Below are 23,002 nucleotides of genomic sequence, written 5' to 3' on the forward strand. Positions count from 1 at the left end.
GCATATGTGCGACAAGGCGCTATAATCAGGACAGGTTGTCCGCCAGGCTGGACAATGGCAACGGGCGTTGGGAGTGAGCAAGAGTGGCGGATTTAACGGATCTGAATGCGTTTCTCCTGGTGGCGCGATCCCAGGGGTTTCGGCAGGCGGCGCGTGAAAGTGGCATCAGTTCCTCGGCGTTGAGCGATGCGGTCAAACGGCTGGAAGACGAGCTTGGGGTGCGCCTGTTCAATCGCACCACAAGGAGCGTGCTGATGACGGATGCAGGGCGTCTCCTCATGGAGCGCACCGCACCCGCATTCGCAGAGGTGGCCTCGGCGTTGAACGAGGTCAAGAGCAGCCGCGGCCGTACCTCGGGCGAGCTTCGGCTGAATGTGCCGATGAGTGCGGCAAAGCTGGTCCTGCCTGACATCGTGCCACCGTTTCTCGCGGCCTATCCGGATATCAGCCTGGAAATCGTGACCGATGAGAATTTCGTCGACATCATCAAGAACGGCTGCGATGCGGGCATCCGTTATGACGAAAGGCTGGAGCAGGATATGCTCGCCCTGCCGATCGGCCCACGCCAGCAGCGCTTCGCCCTTGCCGCATCGCCAGATTACCTGGCACGAAGGGGCATGCCGCAACACCCGCAAGACCTGCTTTTGCATGATTGCATTCTCGGCCGGTTTTCAGGGCGCGCCATTCCGCCCTGGGAATTCGAACGGAACGGGGAAGAGGTGGTCATCAATCCGAAAGGCAACCTCATCGTCCAATTCGGCGGCGGCACCGATCTTGGCATCGACGCCGCCATTGCCGGCTGCGGCATGGCTTACATTTTCGAGGATTGGCTGAGGCCGCACTTCGAGCGAGGCGATCTGGTGCCGGTGATGGAAGACTGGTGGCTACGGTTTCCCGGCCCGTTTCTTTATTACTCCGGACGGCGGCTCGTGCCTGCGCCTTTGCGTGCGTTTATCGATTTCGTGCGGCAAATGAACAGGGATGCAGGGAAAGGTTTGGGGGCAGGCTTATGAAGATCAGCGACGGGGTCATGTCCATTGCTCTCTTTGGCGGGATCGCCGGGAGTCGTAGGGGCCTACTGGATGGAGACTATCGGGTCTAAGCCTGAGGTACATAGAGTTGAAAAGCTACGCAGAAGACGTTTTGGGATCAGCGCCCGGCTGCCAGTTTCTATAAGTGTCGGGCTCAATCCCCAAGCCTTCGAATGGGGCGCCATTTGGAAACATCTGCCTCTTGGTGCTGACCCACAACCGCATCCCATCGCCAAGGTCCCGCAGGCAAGGTTGTCCGCTGCTTCCGCCCGTCGTCTCACCGACGATTTCGGCACGTTTGGTGTCCTTGAAAGGCATCACAAAATCCTCGGCGGCTGAGAAGGTGCGTCTGTCAATGAGGATGGTCAGCGGTCCCTTGAATGCTCCTTCGATTGGCTCTCTCCATTTTGCCTCGTGGGTCAGCAAGGAAGGCGGCTTGCCTTGAGCGCGCGCAAGGGCGTTCGTGACGGGTGTGACATATGTCCAGAACCGATATCGATCAGGCATGAGTGCGGCGACGAGTTTGTCGGGTGTGTTGCCGCCGGAGTTGCCGCGAACATCGATCACCAGATGAATGGTATTGGCGAGAGATTGCAGAAGTCCGATAGCGTTAGCTTCGAAGTGAGGTTGAGCGAAGCTTGGTATGGTCAGGAGGTATCTCTCGCCGTCCACCAGCCAGCGACCTGTCGTTGCAGTACCGTCGTCGGGTAGCTCCCTGCCACGATCGATTTTTTTCTTCGAGCCATCGTCCATCACGATTTCAAAGGAAGGTGGAAACAGGAAAGGTTTCGAGAAAAGGCGGGTGCGTTGCTCACGAATGCTGGAGCCCGGCACGAACGCCAAAAGCCTCGACGCCATCTCATCAATTGGCCGGTCGTCGATCTGGAGAATTCGAGCTCCCAGAGAAATATCATCATAGGCTGACTTGGTAACGCACCATCCAGCCTCGTCGTGCGTTACGTCCAGTCCTATGGGCGCACCATGCTCATGCCAGAGCCATTCATCGGAAAATGCGGTATGCCCGTTCCTCAGCTTCGCAATAAACCGCATCGTGGCCAGATCGAAACCGAGGCGATCGGGCGCCTCAAAAGCGTCTTCGACATAGGCCTTGAACTCAGCCTCAAAGTCGAAACTGGCAAGTGGCTCCCAATGCGCGAAGCAAGATCGGATCGCTTCATATATGCCAGCGACGATCCCACCGCGCCGCGCCGCGGACAATGTCCTCTGCGCTTCCAATCGATCAATGTCTTGCGTTGCCATCTCCAGCCTCGGCTCAATAGGCGATCTGCAGATGACGTCGCTATATCGACCTGGATGTCAACGGCTGGTGTTGGCGCAAAGCGGAGACCGTGACTGGCCCGAAGCAGTCATGGTGTCCACAGACCAGTGCTTGTGCTAGCGTTGGAAAAAAAGAGATACCGATTGTCATGAGAGCACGACAGGCACTGACACTATTCTGCGTCATCGCTACGGCGATCTTGGGGCACGGATCGGCCTCCGGAGGAGTGATGACAAGAAGTGAAATTATCCGACAAATCAAGGCATCTGCGCTTGAGGTTGAGATAAGTACAATTTTTGAATTGGAGTTAGGGGAGCCGCCGGAAATCGATGGAGACCAATATAAAATCACCCCCGAAGGCTCTAAGCAATTTGCAATGGATGGTAGTGGTGGAACGTTCAACCTGATGCCGGACGGCAAAATTCTTCTCATCGACTCTGAGGGATCGTTTGGGGTCGTCGCGTCCGACTTTGACGAGTTTGTCGCTATAGCCACGGGATTACCAAGCTGGCGTGACGCGTTGAGATTTGTAGGCGAGCCAGACTTACGGCAAGCGCGTGCCGCCTGGGCTGCCTATGTTCAAAAATGGGGCATGGACGAGGCATTAAACAAGCCGTGGCCATATGAGCCCGGAGGCTATTCTGTCGCGACACCCGGCGAGGCAAGGGAAGCTATCCGAGAACGACTAGGTGTTGGTGCTTCCGCCGATCCCTTCGCTGCCCTCTACCGCGCAGTGAACGAGCTTAACGACGGGGTGGCTGTTTCCTGGCAGGGCGAACCACTCATTCGTTTTGGGCGTCAACCCTAGAAGCGCCCATGCTCGCCGCCGATGAGGGCCCAGCATAAGGGAAACTGCCTTCCGCGCATCGTCGCTGTTAACGCGAAACGGACGTTCGACCTGTCGTTTCCATGTTGCGATTGGACGTTAAGCCATGGCGTCATGTCGCGATTTCTTACTCAACCAGAATCGACAAAGGCGTAGACCCGCGAGAAGTCCGCTCGAACGGCGTCATTTCGGTTGATCATAAAAACGTAGTCGCCGTGATCACTGAAGTTGAAATCCGCTTCGCCTCCGGATGCGAGCTTGACCAGAATGAACCAGCCATCTGGCGCGGAGATATCGGACCAGCCGTTTTGTGCTGCATGTTTCGCAGCCATCTGCTGGATTGCAGCGAGATCACGCACGCCGGTTATTCCGAACATCTGGTGCTGCGGTCCATCTCCGATTTTAAAGCGCTCGCTGACCGCGATAGAAAAATCCGACGGGTCTTCGATCCCAATATCAGCATAGGCCCTTGGTTTGTTGTTGGGGCCACGCTGGCCGAAGGGAGCGCTAAGCGAGCGTTCGAAGCGCAGCGTCTGCGCCGAGCGGCTGAACTCGTATTCAGAGGCGAAAGCCCTGACGGGTACACCGTCACGGCTGAATGTCAAGCGACCGGCCTCGTCCGTGCTGACCAATAGTCCGTCGACAGCCTGTCCGTTCGGTACAAACCGCTTGAGGTCGCTATCCCAGACGATCATCTGCGATACCGAGATTGCCGTGTCCATCGCGTCTTCCGAAACTGTATGGGGCGTGAGAGTTGCGTCCGCCGGTGTATAGAGGACGCGCCAATCCGTGTAGTCCGTTCCCGTGAAAAAGGAGATCACCCCGGATGCCGGTAGCTCTTCGGGTCGATCAGGCACGTCAGCAAGATTGATCTGGGCAAGATAATTGAGGTGCAAGCCGTTGTCGTCGCGCGGCCAATCCGTGTCGGAGGGCAGGTCAGGGCCTCCGCCGATGCGGCTCAGGCCAGTGATTTCGGGGTCGGCGGCATTGCATTCAACCATGGCAACCGTCGGCATGACGATCAATCGCAGGGCTTCACGCTTATCCTGCAACCCAGCGTCAGCTACCGCCGCGTTGAAGCGCTCCTCGATACCGGCCGCGGGTGCCATCACGGCTGCTGCATTTTCGAGGCGCCGTTCTTCCTGGCTTTGCTGGATGCGAATGGCTGATACCTTCTCCATGCTGTCCTTCAGTTTTTCAACGACGGCTGCCGTCTCAGCTTCCGCCGCAGCTCTTACCTCGTTCGCGGCATTGCCTTCGAGCTTGAGGCGGAGGGATTCTAGCAAACGCTTAAAATCCCTCTCGATCTCGGCGAGCTCCGGCTCACTGACCATAGCAGTGGCGTGATACCAGGTAGAGCCATCAGCCGACACCAGAAGCGCACGCAGCCGATACCAGTTGCGTTTCTCCTTCGTCTCCCAATCCTGCAAACGATCCTTTACTTTGCTCATCTCGCCAGGCATGCCTGCGAAGGTCACAGCTTCACGCCCAATGATCTTGCCACCATCATCTTTGAGGCGGTCGCTGAGCCATTTTTCGGGCGATTTTCTCTCACGCTTAGCAGACCACACGCTCATCTGTGGTGAGAACGCCGTCTCCGGATGACGACGCAATCCGATTGACCCTGCAAAGATGCGGGTATTTTCAAACATAGGATTTGCTTCAACTGAGAACTCCGGCGTTTCGACCAACTTCATATGAGACTCCCAACGCGGACATAGTCGCTTCGATACTCGGCCAGATCAGAAACTTGCGCAACCACCAGAAATGGCGTGGTCTATTCGCGGCAGGTTCCGGCCCAAAGCCGTCATACCCGCCCTCTCAGGCCGCCATCATGGCCGGGGTGTAGCACAAGATAGCTCAAGGCAAACATCGGCGTAAATGTGCAACGAGTGCACCTTCCCCTTCTCGACTGCTACTTCAACACCGTGGGTTCCTGAGACCGGCGGACGACGCCCGTCCGAAACTGACAATTATCAAATCACTGAACTTCTTGATCTTTTCGAGAGATTTGATACCGATCAATTGGAATCTGAGGCGACAAGCCTCAATGTTGCAGGCGGACCGACGACATGAACCAATATGCGACGCAGCTCGGCGAAGGCCGCATGGGCAAGCTTATTGCGGCATACGACTGGACCTCGACGTCACTAGGGTGCCTGGAGACCTGGCCAGCGGCTCTTCGCTCTGTCGTGGAACTGATTCTGGGGCAAAGGCATGCGATATGCGTGTTCTGGGGACCTGACCTCACTCTGCTTTACAACGACGCCTATGCGCCGATCCTCGGAGCGAAGGAGGAAGGGGCACTAGGACAGCCTGCGGCAGAAATATGGTGGGATGTGTGGAATGACATCAAGCCCTTCGTGGATCAGGCGCTTTCCGGCGAAGGCACGTGGTCAGAGGAGCTTCCGCTCGTCATGACGCGGAACGGCTTCCCCGAGCAAACATATTGGACCTTCTCCTACAGCCCGCTTTACGACGGCGGCAAGATTGTCGGAATGATCAATGTCGCGTCGGACGCCACGCCGACGGTTGTCGCACGCGAAAGGGAAGCGGCGCTGCACAACGAGATGATCCATCGCCTCAAGAATACGCTCGCGGTCGCAAGCGCGATCGTCTCGTCGACATTGCGTAACGCCTCCGATCTCAATGAAGCACGAACGATCGTTATCGATCGGATCAATGCGTTGGGTCGAGCCCAGGACCTGTTACACGGTGATGCCAGAGAGGTGTCGATGCGCGAAATGATTGGCGTCGCCTTGAGTGCCCACATCGATCATCCCGGACGTATCGGTATCCACGGACCCGACCTCACGCTCGCCGCCCAACAGGCAATCGGGTTGTCTCTGGCTGTGTACGAATTAGCCACGAACTCGGTGAAATACGGGGCTCTATCGAGTGACAAAGGAAAAGTCTTCGTTTCCTGGAATTGGAATGATGCGGGCGCGTTGCGCTTCGTCTGGCGAGAAACCGGTGGCCCACCTGTCAAAGCGCCGGTCCGAAAGGGATTCGGATCGCGGCTGACCAACAGCATAGTAGCGGGATATTTTGAGGGTACCGCTGCCACCCACTTCCATGAAGACGGCATCGAGTATGAACTCGAGGGTAAGCTCAAACCCCTTGCTGCGGGCTAGCGTGAGAGAGTGTAGCAAGGTTATTGGCGTGGAACTTAACATACGTGGCGGTCATCGATTGCGGCCGCGACGCCTCCACTAACTGTTGACTGTTCAAACTGTGTTCCGTGGCCCATTTCTGGCTTGTTAGACTAAACCTCGGTACGTCACCATGACCGCTTCTGACGCAAACCAGTCCTAGAGAAGAAATCAGGGAAGCTGACCGGCTCGCGCACAGGCGTCAGTTCCCCTGTCAGCTTCGGCGCATCTTTCGTTATCGCGACTCTCTGCTCGCCGACCCGCCCTTAACCTTCCCCAGTCTTCCTCGCCAGAAGCCCATTCAGAAGCAGATCGAGATGGGCGGCGCGGTAGCCCTTTATGTCGATGTCCATGGCTTCTTCGAAGATGATCCTCAGAACGGTGAGCGTCATCAGCGGTGCGATGACGAGTTCGGGGAAGGCGATGTAGTCGCTCTTCAGTTCGCCGGCTGCGGCACCTTCCTTGATGAGTTCGATGATCCTGTCGATCAGGGGCTGGAAGACGCATTGCTCATGCCGGGCGACGATATCGGGGAACTTCTGGCCCTCGGCGATGATCAGCTTGAGGATTTCGCGGTTCTGGCGGTCTTCGTCGAGATGATCGTAGAGTGCGCCCAGAAGCGACCGGATCTTTTCCGAGGCCGTGCCGGTGCGGGTGTCCTCGCTCTTGACGATGTCGGCGAAGGAGGTCGAGGCGTGGCGGATGGTGGCTTCGAAGAGAATTTCCTTGGTCTCGAAGTACACATAAATGGTGCCCTTGGTGACGCCGACATGTTTGGCGATGTCCTCAACCCGTGTTGCGGCGTACCCGTTCTTGACGAATTCGGTGAAGGCCGCGTCCAGGATCTGCGCGGGGCGGAGCTCTTTCTGCTCGGCGCGCGTCAGTTTCTTTCCCGCCTTGGAGTGGCACAGCTTAAACATCGGTGATCGGCATCCCATTCATTCGGCATCGATAGTGCTGAAGCAAGTCGCGATCTTTCAGATTCGCGTCGCCGCTTCGTTCCTTGCTTTATCGCATATCGTTATCGCAAAACCGCTGTACAGTTTTTCGTGCAGCAGGCTTCAGAAGTTATCATTGACTTTCCAGTCAGTCAAATATACGCAATCACGATATCTCGATGATAAGGCCCACCCATGAAGCAGATTTTGAGCGTGCTCCTGATTGCGAGTGCCGGTTTTTTGACCGCGTGCAGTCCAAAGGAAGGCGAAGGAGAACCGGACTTGCGCCAGGTCCGGGTGGTGACGGTTGAGAACAGCCAGGTGGTGTCCGGCGGAGCCGTGACCGGTGAAATCCGCGCGCGTATCGAGACCGATCTGTCCTTCCGTGTGGGCGGCAAGATCATCGATCGTCAGGTCGATGTCGGAGACCATGTGAGAGCGGGCCAGGTTCTGGCGCGCATCGATGCGGAAGAGCAGCAGGCCGATCTGGCGGTTGCCGAGGCCAATCTCGAGGCCGCTGTGGCGCAGCGCATCCAGGCGGAGCTGGCCTTTGCGCGCCAGCAGAAACTCTTCGAAACGCAGGTCACGCCACGCTCGGCACTCGATCAGGCGCAGGAAGCGCTTTCCACCGCGCAGGGCAGTGAGCGGTCGGCGCAGGCGCAGCTTGGCAGCGCCAAGGAAGCGCTGTCCTATACCGAACTGAAAGCCGATCAGGATGGGTTGATCACCGCGCGCAATGCCGAAGTGGGGCAGGTGGCGCAGGCGGCTTCGCCCATTTTCACGCTGGCGCAGGATGGCCCGCGCGACGCGATCTTCGAAGTGGTGGAAACGCTCTTCCTCGGCCGCGAGATTCAGCCGGAGGTGAAGATCACGCTTCTGACCGATCCCGACCGGCAGGTGATGGCCAAGGTCCGCGAGATTTCCCCCACCATCGATTCCTCCACCGGAACGGTAAAGGTGAAGGTCGGGCTTGGCGTGGATGTTCCCATGCCGCTCGGCGCTGCCGTGCAGGGCAATTTCCTCTATGAGCCACAGGCCGCCATGGTGCTGCCCTGGTCGGCGATTTCCTCCAAGGATGGAAGGCCGGCTGTCTGGATCGTCGATCCCGCCTCGTCCAAAGTGGCGCTGCGGGTGATCGAGGTCGAAGATTATGAAACAGGTCATTTCATCGTCAAGCAGGGGCTGAAGCCCGGTGAGAGCGTGGTGGCTGAGGGGGGCAAGTTCCTGCGCCCGGATGAAAAGGTCGCTTTCGAGAAGGTGGCAGCACAATGATGAGAACCCCTATTGCTATCCTCCTTCTATCGGGACTGCTGCTTTCCGCCTGCAGCGAGGACAAGTCCGAGGCCCCACCGCCGCCCCCGCGCCCCGTGCTTTCGGTGGTGGCGAAGGAGGTTCCCGTGCAGTCTCTGAGCTTTGCGGGAACGGTGTCGCCGCGCTTCGAGGCCGAGCTTGGTTTTCGCACGCTGGGGCGTCTGACGTCTCGCACCGTCAGCGTCGGCGATCTCGTGGAGAAGGGGCAGATCATTGCCACCATCGATCCGACATCGCTGGAGCTTGCCGTGCGCAGTGCCCAGTCGGATCTTTCCAATGCGCAGGCACAGCTTCGCAATGCGCAGAGCACGCAGCAGCGCCAGTTGCAGCTTGCCGAAACGCGCTCCGGCACAAGGGCCGCGCTGGAAGAGGCGGAACAAGGGCTGAAGACCGCGAGCGCCTCCGTGGCGCGGGCGCAGGCCAATCTCAACAAGGCGAATGAGCAGCTGAGCTACGCGCAGCTTGCCGCCGAATTTGACGGCGTGGTGACGGCAACCTCGGCAGAACTCGGCCAGGTCGTGACCGTCGGCCAGGTGGTGGTGACCATCGCCAAGCCGGACGAGCGCGATGCGGTGATCGATGTGCCGCAGTCCATTGCCGAGCAGTTGAAGCTTGGCACGCCCTTCGACGTGGCCCTGCAGCTCGATCCGCAGGTGCGGGTGGCTGGCACAGTGCGCGAGATTGCGCCGCAGGCCGATACGGCCACACGAACGCGCCGCACGAAGATCGCGCTTGACCACCCGGGTGATGCCTTCCGGCTGGGTGCGGTCATCCGCGCTTCGGCCAGCATCGCCTCCAAACCCAATCTGATGCTGCCGGCCACCGCCATCCGCACGCGTGACAGCCAAACCGCCGTGTGGATCGTCGATGAGGCCGCCGCCAAGGTTGTGCTTCGCCCGGTCGTGCTGGAGGGTCCGCCGAACGCCTATGGCTATGTGGTTGTCAAAGAGGGCGTGAAGCCGGGGGAGCGCGTCGTTATTGCAGGCGTCAACTCGCTTGAGGACGGGCAGTCCATTCGCATCGATCAGGAGCGCGTACAGTGAAAAAGTTCAATCTCTCCGAATGGGCATTGGCGCACCGCTCGCTCGTCTCCTACTTCATGATCGTCTTCCTGATTGCGGGCGTGTTTTCCTATCTCAATCTCGGGCGTGAAGAAGATCCGAACTTCACCATCAAGACGATGGTGATTTCCGCCGCCTGGCCGGGTGCGACGGCCGAAGAGGTCAGCCGTCAGGTAACGGACCGCATCGAGAAGAAGCTGCAGGAACTGGAATCGCTCGATTATACCCGCAGCGAGACGACCGCCGGCAAGACCACCGTCTTCCTCGAACTTCTGCCCACCACCAAGGCGCGGGATGTGGAGCCGACCTGGCGTCGCGTTCGCAACATGATCAGCGATATCAAGGGCGAGTTTCCCTCCGGCGTGCAGGGTCCGTTCTTCAACGATCGCTTCGGTGATGTGTTCGGCAACATTTTTGCCTTTACCAGTGACGGGCTGTCACAGCGCCAGCTGCGCGATCTCGTCGAAGATGCGCGCTCCAAGATCCTGACCATCGAGAATGTCGGCAAGGTCGATATCATCGGGGCGCAGGACGAGGCGATCTATCTGGAATTTTCCACCCGCAAGATCGCAGCGCTCGGCATTGATCGCCAGTCGATCATCGCCACGCTGCAGGCGCAGAATGCGGTGACGCAATCCGGCTTCGTGACCGCCGGGCCGGAGCGCATCGCCATCCGTGTGGGCGGGCAATTTGCCTCGGAAAACGCGCTGGAATCGATCAACCTACGCGTCAATGATCGCTTCTTCCCGCTGACGGATGTGGCGACGATCCATCGCGGCTATGTCGATCCGCCGACGGCACTCTTCCGTTACAATGGCAAGCCAGCCATCGGTCTTGCTATCGGCATGCGTGCCGGTGCCAACCTGCTGGAATTCGGCGAGGCCGTCGACGAGCACATCAAGGCGGTGGTGGCGGATCTGCCGATCGGCGTCGAGGTCAACCGCGTGTCCGACCAGCCGGCGGTGGTGGAGGAGGCTGTTTCCGGCTTCACCCGTGCGCTGTTCGAAGCGGTTGCCATCGTTCTCGTCATCAGCTTCATCAGCCTTGGTCTTCGCGCCGGTCTGGTGGTTGCGGTGTCCATTCCGCTCGTGCTCGCCATCACCTTCGTTTACATGGAATATACCGGCATTTCGTTGCAGCGCATCTCGCTTGGCGCGCTGATCATTGCGCTCGGTCTTCTGGTCGATGACGCGATGATTGCGGTGGAGATGATGGTGGCGCGGCTGGAGGCGGGCGACGATCTGCGCAAGGCGGCGACCTATGTCTACACGTCTACCGCCTTCCCCATGCTGACCGGCACACTCGTCACCGTCGCGGGCTTCATCCCGATCGGCCTCAACAGCAGTGCGGCGGGTGAGTTCACCTTCACGCTGTTTGTGGTGATTGCGGTTTCGCTGCTGGTCTCCTGGATCGTCGCGGTTCTCTTCACCCCGCTTCTCGGCGTGTTGATGCTGCCCAAGACGATGAAGCAGCACCACGACAAGAAGGGCCGGGTTGCGACGATCTTCTCGCGCCTGCTGACGACGGCCATGCGCTGGCGCTGGGTGACCATTCTGTTGACCATCGGCGTCTTCGGCGTTTCCGTCGCGGGCATGGGTCTTGTGCAGCAGCAGTTCTTCCCAAGCTCCGACCGGCCGGAACTGATCATCGACTGGAACCTGCCGCAGAACAGCTCGATTGCCGAGACCAACCGGCAGATGGCAAAGTTTGAGCAGGACAAGCTCGCCAACAATCCCGATATCGACCACTGGACGACCTATGTGGGGCAGGGCGCACCGCGCTTCATTCTGTCCTTCGACGTGCAGAACCAGAACGTCTTCTTCGGCCAGACGGTGATCGTGCCGAAAAGCCTGGAAGCGCGTGACCGGGTGCGCGGCGATTTCCAGAAATATCTGAACGAGACGTTTCCCGGCACCGATGCCTTCGTGAAGCTGCTCGATATCGGCCCGCCAGTCGGCAAGCCGGTGCAATATCGCATCAGCGGGCCCGACATCCAGAAGGTGCGCGATATCTCCATGCGCTTTGCCGGCGTCGTCGGACAGCATCCTCTGCTTACCAACATGATCTTCGACTGGAACGAGCCATCGCGCGTGGTCAAGGTCGATGTGTTGCAGGACAAGGCCCGCCAGCTTGGCGTGAGCTCGGAAGATATCGCCACCGTGCTGAACAGCATCGTCGAAGGCGCGAGCGCCACGCAGGTGCGCGACAATATCTACCTCATCGATGTGATCGGACGCGCGGATGCTCAGGAGCGCGGCTCGATCGAGACGTTGCAGAACCTGCAGATTGCAGGCTCCGACGGAAAGCTCATCCCGCTCTCGGCCGTGGCGAACCTGCGCTATGATGTGGAACAGGCGATGATCGCATCGCGCGATCGCATCCCGACCATCACTCTGAAAGCGGCGATCAAGGGGCCGACCCAGCCGGCAACGATCGTCACCCAGCTTCAGCCGCAGGTGGACGCTTTCAGCAAGACGCTGCCGGTCGGCTACAAGGTCGAGATCGGCGGCGCCGTGGAATCGAGCGCCGAAGCACAGGGACCGATTGCTGCCGTCGCACCGATGATGCTGTTTGCCATGGCGACGATCCTGATGATCCAGCTGCAGAGCTTCAGCCGCCTGTTCCTGGTCTTTGCGGTGGCTCCAACAGCGCTGATCGGCGTGGTGGCGGCACTGCTTCTCAGCAATGCGCCGATGGGCTTCGTGGCGATCCTCGGCATTCTGGCGCTGATCGGCATCCTCATCCGAAACTCGGTCATTCTTGTGGTGCAGATCGAGCATCTGCGTATGGAGGGCGTGCCTGCCTGGCAAGCCGTGATCGAGGCGACCGAGCACCGCATGCGCCCGATCATGCTGACTGCGGCGGCTGCGACACTGGCACTGATCCCGATCTCGCGCGAAGTCTTCTGGGGGCCGATGGCCTATGCGATGATGGGCGGAATCGTGGTCGGCACGGTGCTGACACTGCTCTTCCTGCCGGCGCTTTACGTGACGTGGTTCCGCATCAAGCCGGAGGAGAAGACAGCCGAGCCAGAGGCGAAGGCCGAAGGCGACGCCAAGCCGGTGTGACAAAACGAGCTGGAGGCGATCCCTTTTAAGTTCTGAATCTGGGGCTTACCCCCCTCTGTCCTGCCGGACATCTCCCCCTCAAGGGGGGAGATCGGCAAGAGGCGCTCTTCGCGTTTCACATCTGACTGCAGTGTGGGGCAAGACGGAGCAACAATTCGATCTCCCCCCTTGAGGGGGAGATGTCCGGCAGGACAGAGGGGGGTGGGACCTCTCGGGCAGGGCTACCGGAACAGCCGAAGTGGGGCCGAAAGAAAAAGCCTCTCGCCCCAAAAAAGCTGTCTCAATTTAAACAAGACAGCAGTGGCTCGACGTCCTCACGCCCCTGAAAACCGCAATGCGATCTTACGACGCGCCAGCGCCGCGCATGCGGGCGAGGCCGTCGACGGCGGGCTTGTATTTGGGGTCGAGGCGGGCTGCGTGGTTGTAGGATTTCAGCGCCTTGTCCTTTTCGCCGCGGCGCTCGTAGACCAGTGCCTGGTTGGCCCAGGATTCCGCCCGGCTGTCATCCAGCGCAATGGCGTGGTTGAAATCGGCAAAGGCGTTTTCGTCGTCGTTCAGCGCCACATAGGAAATGCCGCGGCCGTTATATGGCTCGGGCGAGTTGGGCGAGAGCGAGATGGCCTTGGAGAAATCTTCGATCGCCTGGCTGTGCTGGTTGCGCAGCTGGTAGATCAGGCCGCGATTGTGATAGGCGCGGCCGTCGGTGGTGTCAGTGTTGATGGCGGCGGTGAAGTCGTTGAAGGCTTCGTTGGTGCGGCCCGTCTGGCGGTAGAGGTTGCCGCGACCGATCAGCGCCACGTCGTAATTCGGGTTGATCTGCAGCGCGCTGTTATAATCCTGCAGCGCCTGCTGCTGCTGGCCCATGTTGCGGTAGACGAGCGCGCGGTTGGCGTAAGCCTGGTAGAAGCGCGGATTAAGCTGCAGGGCCTGATTGAAGTCGGCAATGGCGCGCTTGGAGTCACCGGCGCGGCCGTAAGCCGAGCCACGAACATTGTAGCCCTCCGGATCCTGCGGATTGGCATTGATGACCGAGGTCAGCGAGGCGATGTTCTGTTCAGACCCTTGAGCGCGGTCGATCTGGAACACGTCGTTCGTCGTGTTGGTGGTGGCGCAGCCGGCAAGAGCCGCAACCATGCCGCAGAGGATGAGGGTGGAAGAAAGCCGCATGGTTTTTCTCTGAGATACGCCGTGGAACAGGGCGATAGGACGTCTGGATTCACCGGTATCAACAGCGTTCATGCGGTATGGGTTCCCTCTCAAGGCTGATCATGCAGAGCCAATTATGCAGGCCCGATCGTGCAAAGCGAATTCAGACATGCTAAACCGTGTCGCGATCTTTCAGATCCGCTCCTTCACGCTTTAGGCCTTCATCTCTCGCATGTCGTTATCGCAAAACCGGTCACCCCTTTTGCGCGACATGCTTTAGAGCGCCGTGCGTCCTATTGGACGCACAAAGGACGCTCTATCTTCTTTGAGCCACGCATCGTGCTTTCCGAAAACCCTATCCGATTTTTGGGCCGATGCTGTAAAACTCAAAGAGCGGCGGCGAAATAATCGCCCCCGCCCCATAAGCATTCAAAAACGTCGAAAAGACGGCCTATTAGCGGCTCGCAGCACGTGGAGCAGCAATCAGACCTTCGCGCTGCATGCGCTTGCGAGCAAGCTTGCGAACGCGGCGAACGGCTTCAGCCTTTTCGCGAGCGCGCTTCTGCGAAGGCTTCTCGTAATAATCGCGCATCTTCATTTCGCGGAAGATACCTTCGCGCTGCATTTTCTTCTTAAGAGCGCGAAGCGCCTGATCAACGTTGTTATCGCGGACTAGTACCTGCACGTGAATCCCGTTCCTTTAGGTTGGTTATCTTGCCATGCGAATAAAGGCATTCGCAGGCAAACAAAAAAGCGTTCGTGTGGCCGGGTTGGCCGCGCGATTGGTGTGGTGCAATATCAGATCGTTTCCTTGAAGTCCAGCCGTTAACTGTGTCTCTCGGCGAAAATACAAGGGGTACCGAGAAAGTTATGGGGCATGTCAAAACAATCATGTCGCGGCGTCGCAAAATGAACACTGAACACTGCGCATATTTGCCATTCATAGGTCTCAGCCGGAATAATCCAGCGTGTCTTCAGGGAGTTGCTTGCGAATGCGCAAATTTTCTGTTTTTGCCGTGGCTCGCGAGGCAATGCGGGCCCACAAGGGATGGGATGCCCAATGGGCTTCTCCCGAGCCGCGCAAGGAATATGACGTCATCATCATCGGTGGCGGCGGCCATGGTCTCGGTGCCGCTTATTATCTGGCCAAGGAACATGGCATCACCAACATTGCCGTTCTGGAAAAGGGCTGGCTCGGCGGCGGCAATACCGGCCGCAACACCACCATCATCCGCTCGAACTATCTCTATGAAGAGAGCATGGATATGTACGAGCATTCCCTCAAATTGTGGGAAGGCTTGAGCCAGGACCTGAACTACAACGTCATGTACTCGGCGCGCGGCGTGATGATGCTGTCGCACAATGTGCATGACCAGCAGTCCTTCAAGCGCCATATCAATGCCAACCGCCTCTATGGCATCGACAATGAATGGCTGACGCCGGAAGAGGCCAAGGCTTACTGTCCGCCGCTCGATATTTCTGCGAACGCCCGCTACGCCATCAATGGTGCTGCCCTGCAGCGTCGCGGTGGTACGGCCCGTCACGATGCGGTGGCCTGGGGCTATGCCCGTGCGGCATCCGATCGCGGCGTCCACATCATCCAGAACTGCGAAGTCACCGCGATCCGTCGTGGGCCGGATGGCGCAGTCACGGGTGTGGAAACCAATCGTGGCTTCATTGGTGCCAAGAAGATCGGCGTATCGGCTGCCGGTCATTCCTCCGTCATCATGAAAATGGCCGATGTGCGCGTGCCGCTTGCTTCCAACCCGTTGCAGGCGCTGGTTTCCGAGCCGCTGAAACCCATCTTCCCCTGCGTGGTAATGTCCAACACCGTGCATGCCTATATCTCGCAGTCCGACAAGGGCGAGCTGGTCATCGGTGCCGGTACCGACCAGTACAACTCCTATTCGCAGACCGGCGGCCTGCAGATCATCACCCATACGCTGGACGCCATCTGCGAACTCTTCCCGATCTTCCGTCGTGTGAAGATGATGCGCCAGTGGGGCGGGATTACCGACAACACACCGGATCGTTCGGCGATCCAGAGCGTGACGCCGGTTCCAAACCTCTTCGTCAATTGCGGCTGGGGCACGGGCGGCTTCAAGGCCACGCCGGGCTCTGCGCATCTCTTCGCGCATCTGATTGCGCGCGGCGAGCCGCACCGGCTGGCGGCGGGTCTGAACCTCGACCGGTTCCGCACCGGACGGTTGATCGACGAGGCGGCAGCTGCGGCGGTTGCCCATTGAAGATGCCGGCTGCTCTCCTTGCAGCTGTGTGTATGGCCTCTGCGGCCGAGGCCGGTCCGGTTGTTCCCGAGGCTGGCGATTTTCGAGTGCAGGCCATCCGCAAGGTGCAGGGAGAGGACAACTGGCCATTTCTGGCAGAAGAGGGCTTCCTGATGTGCGCTCCAAGCCTTGGCCAGAAGCTCGTCTATTTCGTGCCGAAGGGTGCGGATGGCGAGAATGAATATCCCGTCGCTCTCGACAGCAATCTGATGTCGATGGCGGTGGTCAATATCGGGCGCGGCAACGCGTTTCGGCCGTACGCGAATTTTGAAGATCTGACGAACAGGCTCTCCCCCTACATCACCATGGGAAAGCGCCTGTGTGACCAACCCGCCGGAACGGTGATTCCGGAAAGCTCTCTTTGAGGGAACATCATGCTGCTGATCCGTTGTCCATATTGCGAAGAAGAACGCTCCGAGCTGGAGTTCCGCTGGGCTGGCGAGGCGCATATTGCCCGCCCTGAAAACATTGCCGGGATCTCCGACGAGGAGTTTTCCGAATATTTCTTCATGCGCGATAACGACAAGGGCATGGTCTATGAGCGCTGGCGCCATATCCATGGTTGCGGCCGCTTCTTCAACGCGGCGCGCCATTCCGTGACCGACAAGTTTTACCTGACATACAAGGCGGGCGAGCCGAAGCCGGATGAGGCTTCGCTTCTCTCCTCCAGCGAAGGAGCAGCCCGATGAGTGGCGCTTACCGTATCAAGGGTGCCGGCCGCCTGACGCCCGCCCGCACCGCCCGCTTCAACTTCGACGGCAAGAGCTATACCGCGCTTCAGGGCGACACGGTTGCTTCCGCACTGCTGGCAAACGGCGTGCATCTGATCGGCCGTTCGTTCAAATATCACCGTCCGCGCGGCTTTCTGTCTGCCGGTCCGGAAGAGCCGAATGCGCTGATCGACGTGTCGCGCGATGCATCCCGCCGCCAGCCGAACGTGCGCGCCACGGTGCAGGAAGTCTTCGACGGGGCGATCGTCTCGTCGCAGAACCGCTATCCGTCGCTCTCCTTCGATGTCGGCGCGATCAACGATTTCTTCTCGCCTTTCTTTGCGGCGGGCTTCTACTACAAGACCTTCATGTGGCCGAAGGCGGCATGGCACAAGCTCTACGAGCCGATCATCCGCCGCGCCGCCGGTCTCGGTAGCGCGCCGAGAGAGGGCGATACCGATCAGTATGCCAGCCGCTTCGCCCATTGCGACGTGCTGGTGGCTGGTGGCGGCGCTGCCGGTCTGACGGCGGCGCTTTCTGCGGCCAAGACCGGCGCCAAGGTCACGCTGGTGGATGAGAATCCGACGGTTGGCGGTGCGCTGCGCTTTGAAAGCGGTACCGTGATCGACGGCAAGAACGGCTATGACTGGGCGCAGTCGGTTTTGGCCGAGCTGAAGGCCATGCCGAATGTGGAGGTTCTGACCCGCACCACCGTCTTCGGCTACTACAACCACAACTTCATCGGCCTGGCCGAGCGCGTCACCGACCACCTGGCAAGCCCGGCGCTGCATGAGCCGCGCGAGCGCCTGTGGCAGGTGCGCGCCAAGAAGGTGGTGATGGCGACCGGCGCCATCGAGCGCCACATGGTGTTTGCCAATAACGACCGCCCCGGCATCATGCTGGCGTCTGCTGCACGCACCTATCTCAACCAGTACGGCGTGGCTGTCGGCCACAATGTTGGTGTCTACACCGCCCATGACAGCGCCTATGAGGCGGCCTTCGACCTGAAGCGCGCCGGTGTGAAGATTGCGGCGATCGTCGATTGCCGTCCCAACCCGAGCGCGAAGCTTCTGGACGAGGCACGCGCGCTTGGTATCGAGGTTCTGGCCGGCCAAAGCGTTTACGATACCGCGGGCCGTCTTCGCGTCACCTCCATGACGGTTGGCCGCAATGGCGGTTCGGGCAAGCGCAAGATCGCTGTCGATGCGCTGATCGTCTCGGCTGGCTGGACGCCATCCGTCCATCTCTTCTCGCAGTCTCGCGGCAAGCTGAAATATGATGCGCCGAACCAGCGCTTCCTGCCCGACGTGCACGTGCAGGACTGCGTTTCGATCGGCGCCTGCAGCGGCACCGACGATCTCTCCGCACTGCTTTCCGAAGCGGCGGCGGCTGGGGGCGGTGAAGTTGCCGTTTCCGGCAGCAATGCCAACACCTGGACGGGTGGCATGATCGGTGCTGCCGAGGGTGCGGGTGCCGACCACAGCGTAAAGGCCTTCATCGACTTCCAGCACGATGTCTGCGCCAAGGATATCCGGCTTGCGGTGCGCGAAGGCATGCACTCCATCGAGCACATCAAGCGCTTCACCACCAACGGCATGGCCTCCGACCAGGGCAAGATGTCCAACATGCATGGTCTTGCCATTGCATCGGAAGCCCTTGGGCGCGATCTGCCGAAGGTCGGTCTCACCACCTTCCGCGCACCTTACACGCCGGTGACCTTCGGTACGCTGGTCGGCCATTCGCGTGGCAAGCTGTTCGACCCGGCCCGCAAGACGCCGATGCATGCCTTGGAAGAAGCAGAAGGTGCGGCCTTCGAGGATGTCGGCAACTGGAAGCGCGCCTGGTACTATCCGCGTCCCGGCGAAGACATGCATGAGGCGGTCAACCGCGAGTGCAAGACGGTGCGCGAAAGCGTTGGCGTCTTCGATGCCTCGACGCTCGGCAAGATCGAGGTTGTCGGCCCGGATGCGGCGAAGTTCCTCAACCTGCTCTACACCAATGCCTGGGATACGCTGAAGCCCGGTCGCTGCCGTTATGGCATCATGACCCGCGAAGACGGCTTCGTCTATGATGACGGCGTTGTCGGTCGCATGGCGGAAGATCGCTTTCACGTGACGACAACGACGGGCGGCGCGCCGCGCGTGCTGCACCACATGGAAGACTATCTGCAGACGGAATTCCCGCATCTCAACGTCTGGCTGACCTCTGCCACCGAACAATGGGCGGTGATCGCGGTGCAGGGACCGAAGGCGCGCGACGTGATTGCGCCGCTGGTGGAAGGTATCGACCTGTCGCCGGACGCCTTCCCGCATATGGCGGTGGCGGAAGGCAAGATTTGCGGTGTGCCGACGCGTCTCTTCCGCGTGTCGTTTACCGGCGAACTCGGCTTCGAAGTCAACGTGCCGGCCGATTACGGCCCGGCCGTGTGGCAGGCCATTGCAGAGCGGGCGAAAGCCGTTGGCGGCTGCCTCTACGGCACCGAGACGATGCACGTGCTGCGCGCCGAAAAGGGTTATATCATCGTCGGCCAGGATACCGACGGCACGGTGACGCCAGACGATGCGGGCCTTGGCTGGGCTGTCTCCAAGAAGAAGACGGACTTCGTCGGTATTCGCGGTCTGCAGCGCCCGGATCTGACCCGCAGCGGCCGCAAGCAGCTCGTTGGTCTCCTGCCGAAGAACGCGCATGAGGTGCCGGAAGAGGGCGGGCAGATCGTCGTCGATCCGAATGCACCCAAGCCGATGACGATGCTCGGTCACGTCACATCGTCCTACTGGTCCGAAAATCTTGGCCGCTCCATCGCCTTCGGTCTGGTTGCCGATGGCCGGGCGCGGATGGGTGAGACCCTCTACATTCCGCTTGCCGACAAGACGATTGCAGTCGAGGTGACGGACATGGTGTTCTTCGACAAGGAAGGAGGCCGGATCAATGGCTGATTTGGCGACAGCAAAGCGTACATTCGTTCTCGACGGCGTGCATGGTGGTTCCGCCGGCACCTCCATCAAGCCCGCGGCACCGGCCTACCGGCTGGTGCTGCGCGCGCGGCCAGAGGCGATCGAGGCCGTATCTCAGGCGCTCGAACTTGCCCTGCCGACACGCCCAAAAACCTCTACGACATCGGGACTGCGCTCGGCCTTGTGGATCGGCCCGGATGAGTGGCTGGTCATCGACCAGGGCGAAGCCGACCTGATGGCAGCACTTTCCGGCACGACCGGACTGTTTTCCGCAACCGACGTCTCCCACCGCAACCTCGCCATCATCGTCTCCGGCCCCCGCGCGGAAACGACGATCAATGCCGGCTGCCCACAGGACCTGTCTCTCACCGCTTTCCCGGTGGGTGCCTGCACCCGCACGGTCTTCGGCAAGGCGGAAGTGGTGCTGCTGCGCGTGGCGGATGACACCTTCCGCGTCGAATGCTGGCGCTCCTTTGCGGACTATGTGTTCGGTCTGCTGGACGAGGGTTCGCGGGACGTTTGAGGCGCGCGCCAAGTCATTCAGGCGCCCTAAGCCGTTGGAAAGATGGATCCTCGGGTCGAGCCCGAGGATGACGCAGGTTGGGTTTTGCCCCTCGTCCTGACGAGCATCCCTTTCCCGTTTTTCCTACTGCCTTGATCCAAGCGCAAGACGGCAGGCGAGCCCGGCAAAGACGCTTGCCAGCAGATATTGCGGCAGTCTGGGAAAGCGGCTGATGCCGGAAAGCCGCTGGCGGATGTTGCTGCCAAGAAGAATCACGGTGCCATTCACCAGAAGACCGATGCCGTTCAGGATGGTGGCGAGGATCACCATCTGGAGAACGAGCGCATTGCCATCCGGATTGATGAACTGCGGAAAGAGCGCGAGAACGAAGAGCGCCATTTTCGGGTTGAGGATGTTGGTGGCGAGACCTTCCAGAAAAATCCGTCTTGAAGACAGTCGTTTCAGCCCGGTTGTGGGTGAAAAGCCTGCGCCCTGTGAGCGCACGGTTTTGACGGCAAGATACAAGAGATAGGCGCAGCCCGCCCAGCGGACGATCTCGTAGGCGACCGGTACCGTCAGAAACAGTTGCGAGAGGCCCAAGGCCGCGGCAATCGCGTGGCAATAGGTCCCGGCGGCTATTCCGGCATAGGTTAGAAAACCTGCGGACCGGCCCTGGCTGACACTGCGCGAGGCGATCAGCAGCATATCAGGGCCAGGTGTTGCCGTCAGCACCAAGGCTGCGGCGGCAAAGAGCATGAGGGTGGGGAATTCCGGCATGGTATTTTCCTTTTGAAAATGAGGCCGGAATTCCGATCTATCATGGGCGACGCAGATAGCAAGCGCCGTTGTGCCGCTATGCCGATTTCGCCTGTGCCCGCATGAAGCCGACGGTCGCTGCCCAGAGGACGACGCCGATCAGGAGCAGGACGCCCGCAATCGAATATTGCACCGGATCGCGACCCGTCCATGGGCCGACGAGGAAGAAGCAACTGACGGCGCCGAGCACCGGCAGGATGGTGGGTGTGCGGAAGTGCTTGTGCGCCACCTTGTCCTTGCGCAGCACCAGCACCGCGACATTGACGATGGTGAAGACACCGAGCAGCAGCAGTGCCGTTGTACCACCAAGAGCTGGAACACCACCTGCAAAGGCGATCAGGCCAACCGCGATCAGCGAGGTGAAGATGATCGCCACAAAGGGCGTGCGGCGGCCGGAATGGACCTTGCCGAGGGCTGGCGGAAGCACGCCTTCGCGGCTCATGCCGTAGATCAGGCGGCTTGCCATCATCATGTTGATCAGCGCCGAATTGGCGACGGCAAACATGGTGACGACGGCGAAGATGCCGATCGGGAAGTTTGGCGCGCCGGCCTGTACCACCTTCAAGAGCGGCGTTTCGCCTTCGCCGAGTTCCGCTGCGGGCACGAGGGTGATGGCGGAAATGGCGACCAGAATATAGATGACGCCGGTGATGACGAGGCCACCGAGCAGCACTTTCGGAAAGATGCGGGCAGGCTGCTTGCATTCTTCGGCCATGTTGACCGAATCCTCGAAACCGACCATGGCGAAAAAGGCCAGTGTGGTGGCGGCCACCACCGACCATATGACGCCGTGGTCACCCGTAGGCTGGAAGGTCCAGGCGCGCGACACATCGCCCTGACCATTGCCGATGGCCCAGAAGCCGATGCAGATGATCAGAAGCAGGCCGGTCAACTCCACCACCGTCAGCACCACATTCATCTTCACGCTTTCACCGACGCCACGGAAATTGATGAGCGCGACGGCGACGATGAAGGCAATGGCGATGCCGGTGACACCGAAGCCGCCGAAATCGAAGCCGGTGACGGTGGCGAAATTGGCGGCAAAGGCGCGCGAGGCGGTGGAGGCGGAGGTCACGCCCGACGACATGACGGTGAAGGCGACGAGGAAGGTGATGAAGTGAACGCCAAAGGCCTTGTGGGTATAAAGGGCAGCGCCTGCGGCGCGCGGATATTTCGTCACCAGTTCGAGATAGCTGCAGGCGGTCAGAAGTGCCACGGCAAAAGCGATCAGGAAAGGCAGCCAGACGACGCCACCCACTTCGGCGGCGACCTGTCCGGTCAGCGCGTAAATGCCGGTGCCGAGAATATCCCCGACGATGAACAGAAGAAGCAGCCCCGGCCCCATGACGCGTTTAAGCTCAGTGCTTTGCTCGCCTGCATCATCCGGTTGTGTGATGTTTTGCGCCATATAGAATTCCCCCAAATAATATCGGCTTCAACGTGAGGGCTGGATGAAGGTTCCCGCGAGAGAAGAGCAAATGGCGCCAAGTGCTTGCGCTGGAATTGGCTGGAGGAATAGCGATGGTGTCTGCTATAGAGGATACAGCTTTTGGGCGAAGGGCTGAAGCCGCGCCCGACCCGTCATGGCCGGGCCCGACTACCCATGAGCCATTGAAAGCATGGATTCTCGGGGCCGAGCCCAAGGACGACGAGGGAACAGGTTAGTACTTCATTGCAGCCTGGCAGTCTTGGCTGGGGCCTTCTATAGAGGATATGATGCAGATACAGGTCGGCCATTATCCGCAATTGCAGATGCTCTGCTGGAGCAGGGACGCGAACGCGTGCTTGACTGGCGAAGAAGCGTTCTCGATCTACGAGCGCAATTGGCGCTTTGTCGACACTGATGCGCTGACCAAAGAAGAGAAAGCGTTGATCGACGATCTGGTTGAGCGATACGGCCCTTTGCTGATAGCATCCTGAGGT

The 23,002-nt window shown here is 59.8% G+C and carries 19 protein-coding genes; 12 read left to right on the forward strand and 7 right to left on the reverse strand.

Annotated features, from left to right (window positions below; genetic code table 11):
- The first annotated feature begins 83 nt into the window (after window positions 1–83).
- Entirely contained in the window at window positions 84–1,013 is a 930-nt protein-coding gene (locus tag AC07U5_RS03020) for a LysR family transcriptional regulator (protein ID WP_494722259.1), read from the forward strand.
- 114 nt (window positions 1,014–1,127) lie between these two features.
- Here the strand turns inward: AC07U5_RS03020 and AC07U5_RS03025 are convergent, their stop codons facing one another.
- Window positions 1,128–2,291, reverse strand: coding sequence for a S41 family peptidase (locus AC07U5_RS03025; RefSeq protein WP_494722260.1), 1,164 nt, complete (start codon window positions 2,289–2,291; stop codon window positions 1,128–1,130).
- A 248-nt stretch (window positions 2,292–2,539) separates the two neighbouring features.
- On the opposite strand from AC07U5_RS03025, the gene AC07U5_RS03030 reads away from it, so the two are divergent.
- A complete protein-coding gene (locus AC07U5_RS03030; RefSeq protein ID WP_494722261.1) occupies window positions 2,540–3,118 on the forward strand; it encodes a hypothetical protein in 579 nt (192 codons plus the stop codon).
- A 149-nt stretch (window positions 3,119–3,267) separates the two neighbouring features.
- Here the strand turns inward: AC07U5_RS03030 and AC07U5_RS03035 are convergent, their stop codons facing one another.
- Window positions 3,268–4,833 (reverse strand): DUF1963 domain-containing protein, encoded by a 1,566-nt coding sequence (locus AC07U5_RS03035; protein WP_494722262.1) that lies wholly within the window; start codon window positions 4,831–4,833, stop codon window positions 3,268–3,270.
- 411 nt (window positions 4,834–5,244) lie between these two features.
- Between AC07U5_RS03035 and AC07U5_RS03040 the strand changes: the two genes are divergently transcribed.
- Entirely contained in the window at window positions 5,245–6,270 is a 1,026-nt protein-coding gene (locus AC07U5_RS03040) for a sensor histidine kinase (RefSeq protein WP_494722263.1), read from the forward strand.
- A gap of 284 nt (window positions 6,271–6,554) precedes the next feature.
- Here AC07U5_RS03040 and AC07U5_RS03045 read toward each other — a convergent pair whose 3' ends face one another.
- Window positions 6,555–7,208 carry a TetR/AcrR family transcriptional regulator gene (locus AC07U5_RS03045; RefSeq protein WP_112520929.1) on the reverse strand — a complete coding sequence of 218 codons (654 nt, stop codon included), beginning with the start codon at window positions 7,206–7,208 and terminating at the stop codon, window positions 6,555–6,557.
- Between the two features lie 213 nt (window positions 7,209–7,421).
- On the opposite strand from AC07U5_RS03045, the gene AC07U5_RS03050 reads away from it, so the two are divergent.
- From AC07U5_RS03050 to AC07U5_RS03060, 3 genes are read left to right on the forward strand one after another with little or no spacing between them, the layout of a single operon-like run.
- Window positions 7,422–8,498 (forward strand): efflux RND transporter periplasmic adaptor subunit, encoded by a 1,077-nt coding sequence (locus tag AC07U5_RS03050; RefSeq protein ID WP_494722264.1) that lies wholly within the window; start codon window positions 7,422–7,424, stop codon window positions 8,496–8,498.
- Window positions 8,495–9,580: an efflux RND transporter periplasmic adaptor subunit gene (locus tag AC07U5_RS03055; RefSeq protein WP_494722265.1), complete on the forward strand. Its 1,086-nt coding sequence runs from the start codon at window positions 8,495–8,497 to the stop codon at window positions 9,578–9,580. Before AC07U5_RS03050 ends, AC07U5_RS03055 begins: the two co-directional genes overlap by 4 nt.
- The gene (locus AC07U5_RS03060) at window positions 9,577–12,666 is read left to right on the forward strand and encodes an efflux RND transporter permease subunit (protein ID WP_494722266.1); all 3,090 of its coding nucleotides are present in this window, start codon (window positions 9,577–9,579) and stop codon (window positions 12,664–12,666) included. The genes AC07U5_RS03055 and AC07U5_RS03060 overlap by 4 nt, the downstream gene beginning before the upstream one ends.
- Before the next feature lie 342 nt (window positions 12,667–13,008).
- Here the strand turns inward: AC07U5_RS03060 and AC07U5_RS03065 are convergent, their stop codons facing one another.
- Together AC07U5_RS03065 and rpsU are read right to left on the reverse strand one after the other, a co-directional pair.
- Entirely contained in the window at window positions 13,009–13,833 is an 825-nt protein-coding gene (locus tag AC07U5_RS03065; RefSeq protein WP_246666389.1) for a tetratricopeptide repeat protein, read from the reverse strand.
- Between the two features lie 433 nt (window positions 13,834–14,266).
- The gene (gene rpsU / locus AC07U5_RS03070; protein WP_062427830.1) at window positions 14,267–14,497 is read right to left on the reverse strand and encodes a 30S ribosomal protein S21; all 231 of its coding nucleotides are present in this window, start codon (window positions 14,495–14,497) and stop codon (window positions 14,267–14,269) included.
- A gap of 307 nt (window positions 14,498–14,804) precedes the next feature.
- On the opposite strand from rpsU, the gene AC07U5_RS03075 reads away from it, so the two are divergent.
- Genes AC07U5_RS03075 through AC07U5_RS03095 form a run of 5 tightly spaced genes read left to right on the forward strand, consistent with a single transcriptional unit; the run spans window position 14,805 to window position 20,284 of the window.
- Entirely contained in the window at window positions 14,805–16,058 is a 1,254-nt protein-coding gene (locus AC07U5_RS03075) for a sarcosine oxidase subunit beta family protein (RefSeq protein WP_062427831.1), read from the forward strand.
- 32 nt (window positions 16,059–16,090) lie between these two features.
- Window positions 16,091–16,462 carry a hypothetical protein gene (locus AC07U5_RS03080; protein WP_333631993.1) on the forward strand — a complete coding sequence of 124 codons (372 nt, stop codon included), beginning with the start codon at window positions 16,091–16,093 and terminating at the stop codon, window positions 16,460–16,462.
- Window positions 16,463–16,471: 9 nt separating this feature from the next.
- Window positions 16,472–16,786 carry a sarcosine oxidase subunit delta gene (locus AC07U5_RS03085; protein WP_113261852.1) on the forward strand — a complete coding sequence of 105 codons (315 nt, stop codon included), beginning with the start codon at window positions 16,472–16,474 and terminating at the stop codon, window positions 16,784–16,786.
- Window positions 16,783–19,743: a sarcosine oxidase subunit alpha gene (locus AC07U5_RS03090; RefSeq protein WP_494722267.1), complete on the forward strand. Its 2,961-nt coding sequence runs from the start codon at window positions 16,783–16,785 to the stop codon at window positions 19,741–19,743. The genes AC07U5_RS03085 and AC07U5_RS03090 overlap by 4 nt, the downstream gene beginning before the upstream one ends.
- Complete coding sequence (locus tag AC07U5_RS03095) at window positions 19,736–20,284, forward strand: sarcosine oxidase subunit gamma (RefSeq protein WP_494722268.1); 549 nt, start codon at window positions 19,736–19,738, stop codon at window positions 20,282–20,284. The genes AC07U5_RS03090 and AC07U5_RS03095 overlap by 8 nt, the downstream gene beginning before the upstream one ends.
- A gap of 123 nt (window positions 20,285–20,407) precedes the next feature.
- Here the strand turns inward: AC07U5_RS03095 and AC07U5_RS03100 are convergent, their stop codons facing one another.
- Both AC07U5_RS03100 and AC07U5_RS03105 read right to left on the reverse strand, forming a co-directional pair.
- Window positions 20,408–21,040, reverse strand: a complete 633-nt coding sequence (locus tag AC07U5_RS03100) for a LysE family translocator (protein ID WP_494722269.1) — start codon at window positions 21,038–21,040, stop codon at window positions 20,408–20,410.
- Between the two features lie 76 nt (window positions 21,041–21,116).
- Window positions 21,117–22,487 (reverse strand): APC family permease, encoded by a 1,371-nt coding sequence (locus tag AC07U5_RS03105; RefSeq protein WP_494722270.1) that lies wholly within the window; start codon window positions 22,485–22,487, stop codon window positions 21,117–21,119.
- Window positions 22,488–22,795: 308 nt separating this feature from the next.
- On the opposite strand from AC07U5_RS03105, the gene AC07U5_RS03110 reads away from it, so the two are divergent.
- Window positions 22,796–22,999: a hypothetical protein gene (locus AC07U5_RS03110; protein WP_494722271.1), complete on the forward strand. Its 204-nt coding sequence runs from the start codon at window positions 22,796–22,798 to the stop codon at window positions 22,997–22,999.
- The last annotated feature ends 3 nt before the right edge of the window (window positions 23,000–23,002 follow it).

It is taken from the genome of Agrobacterium sp. GW821-FHT02D03 (assembly GCF_059421725.1).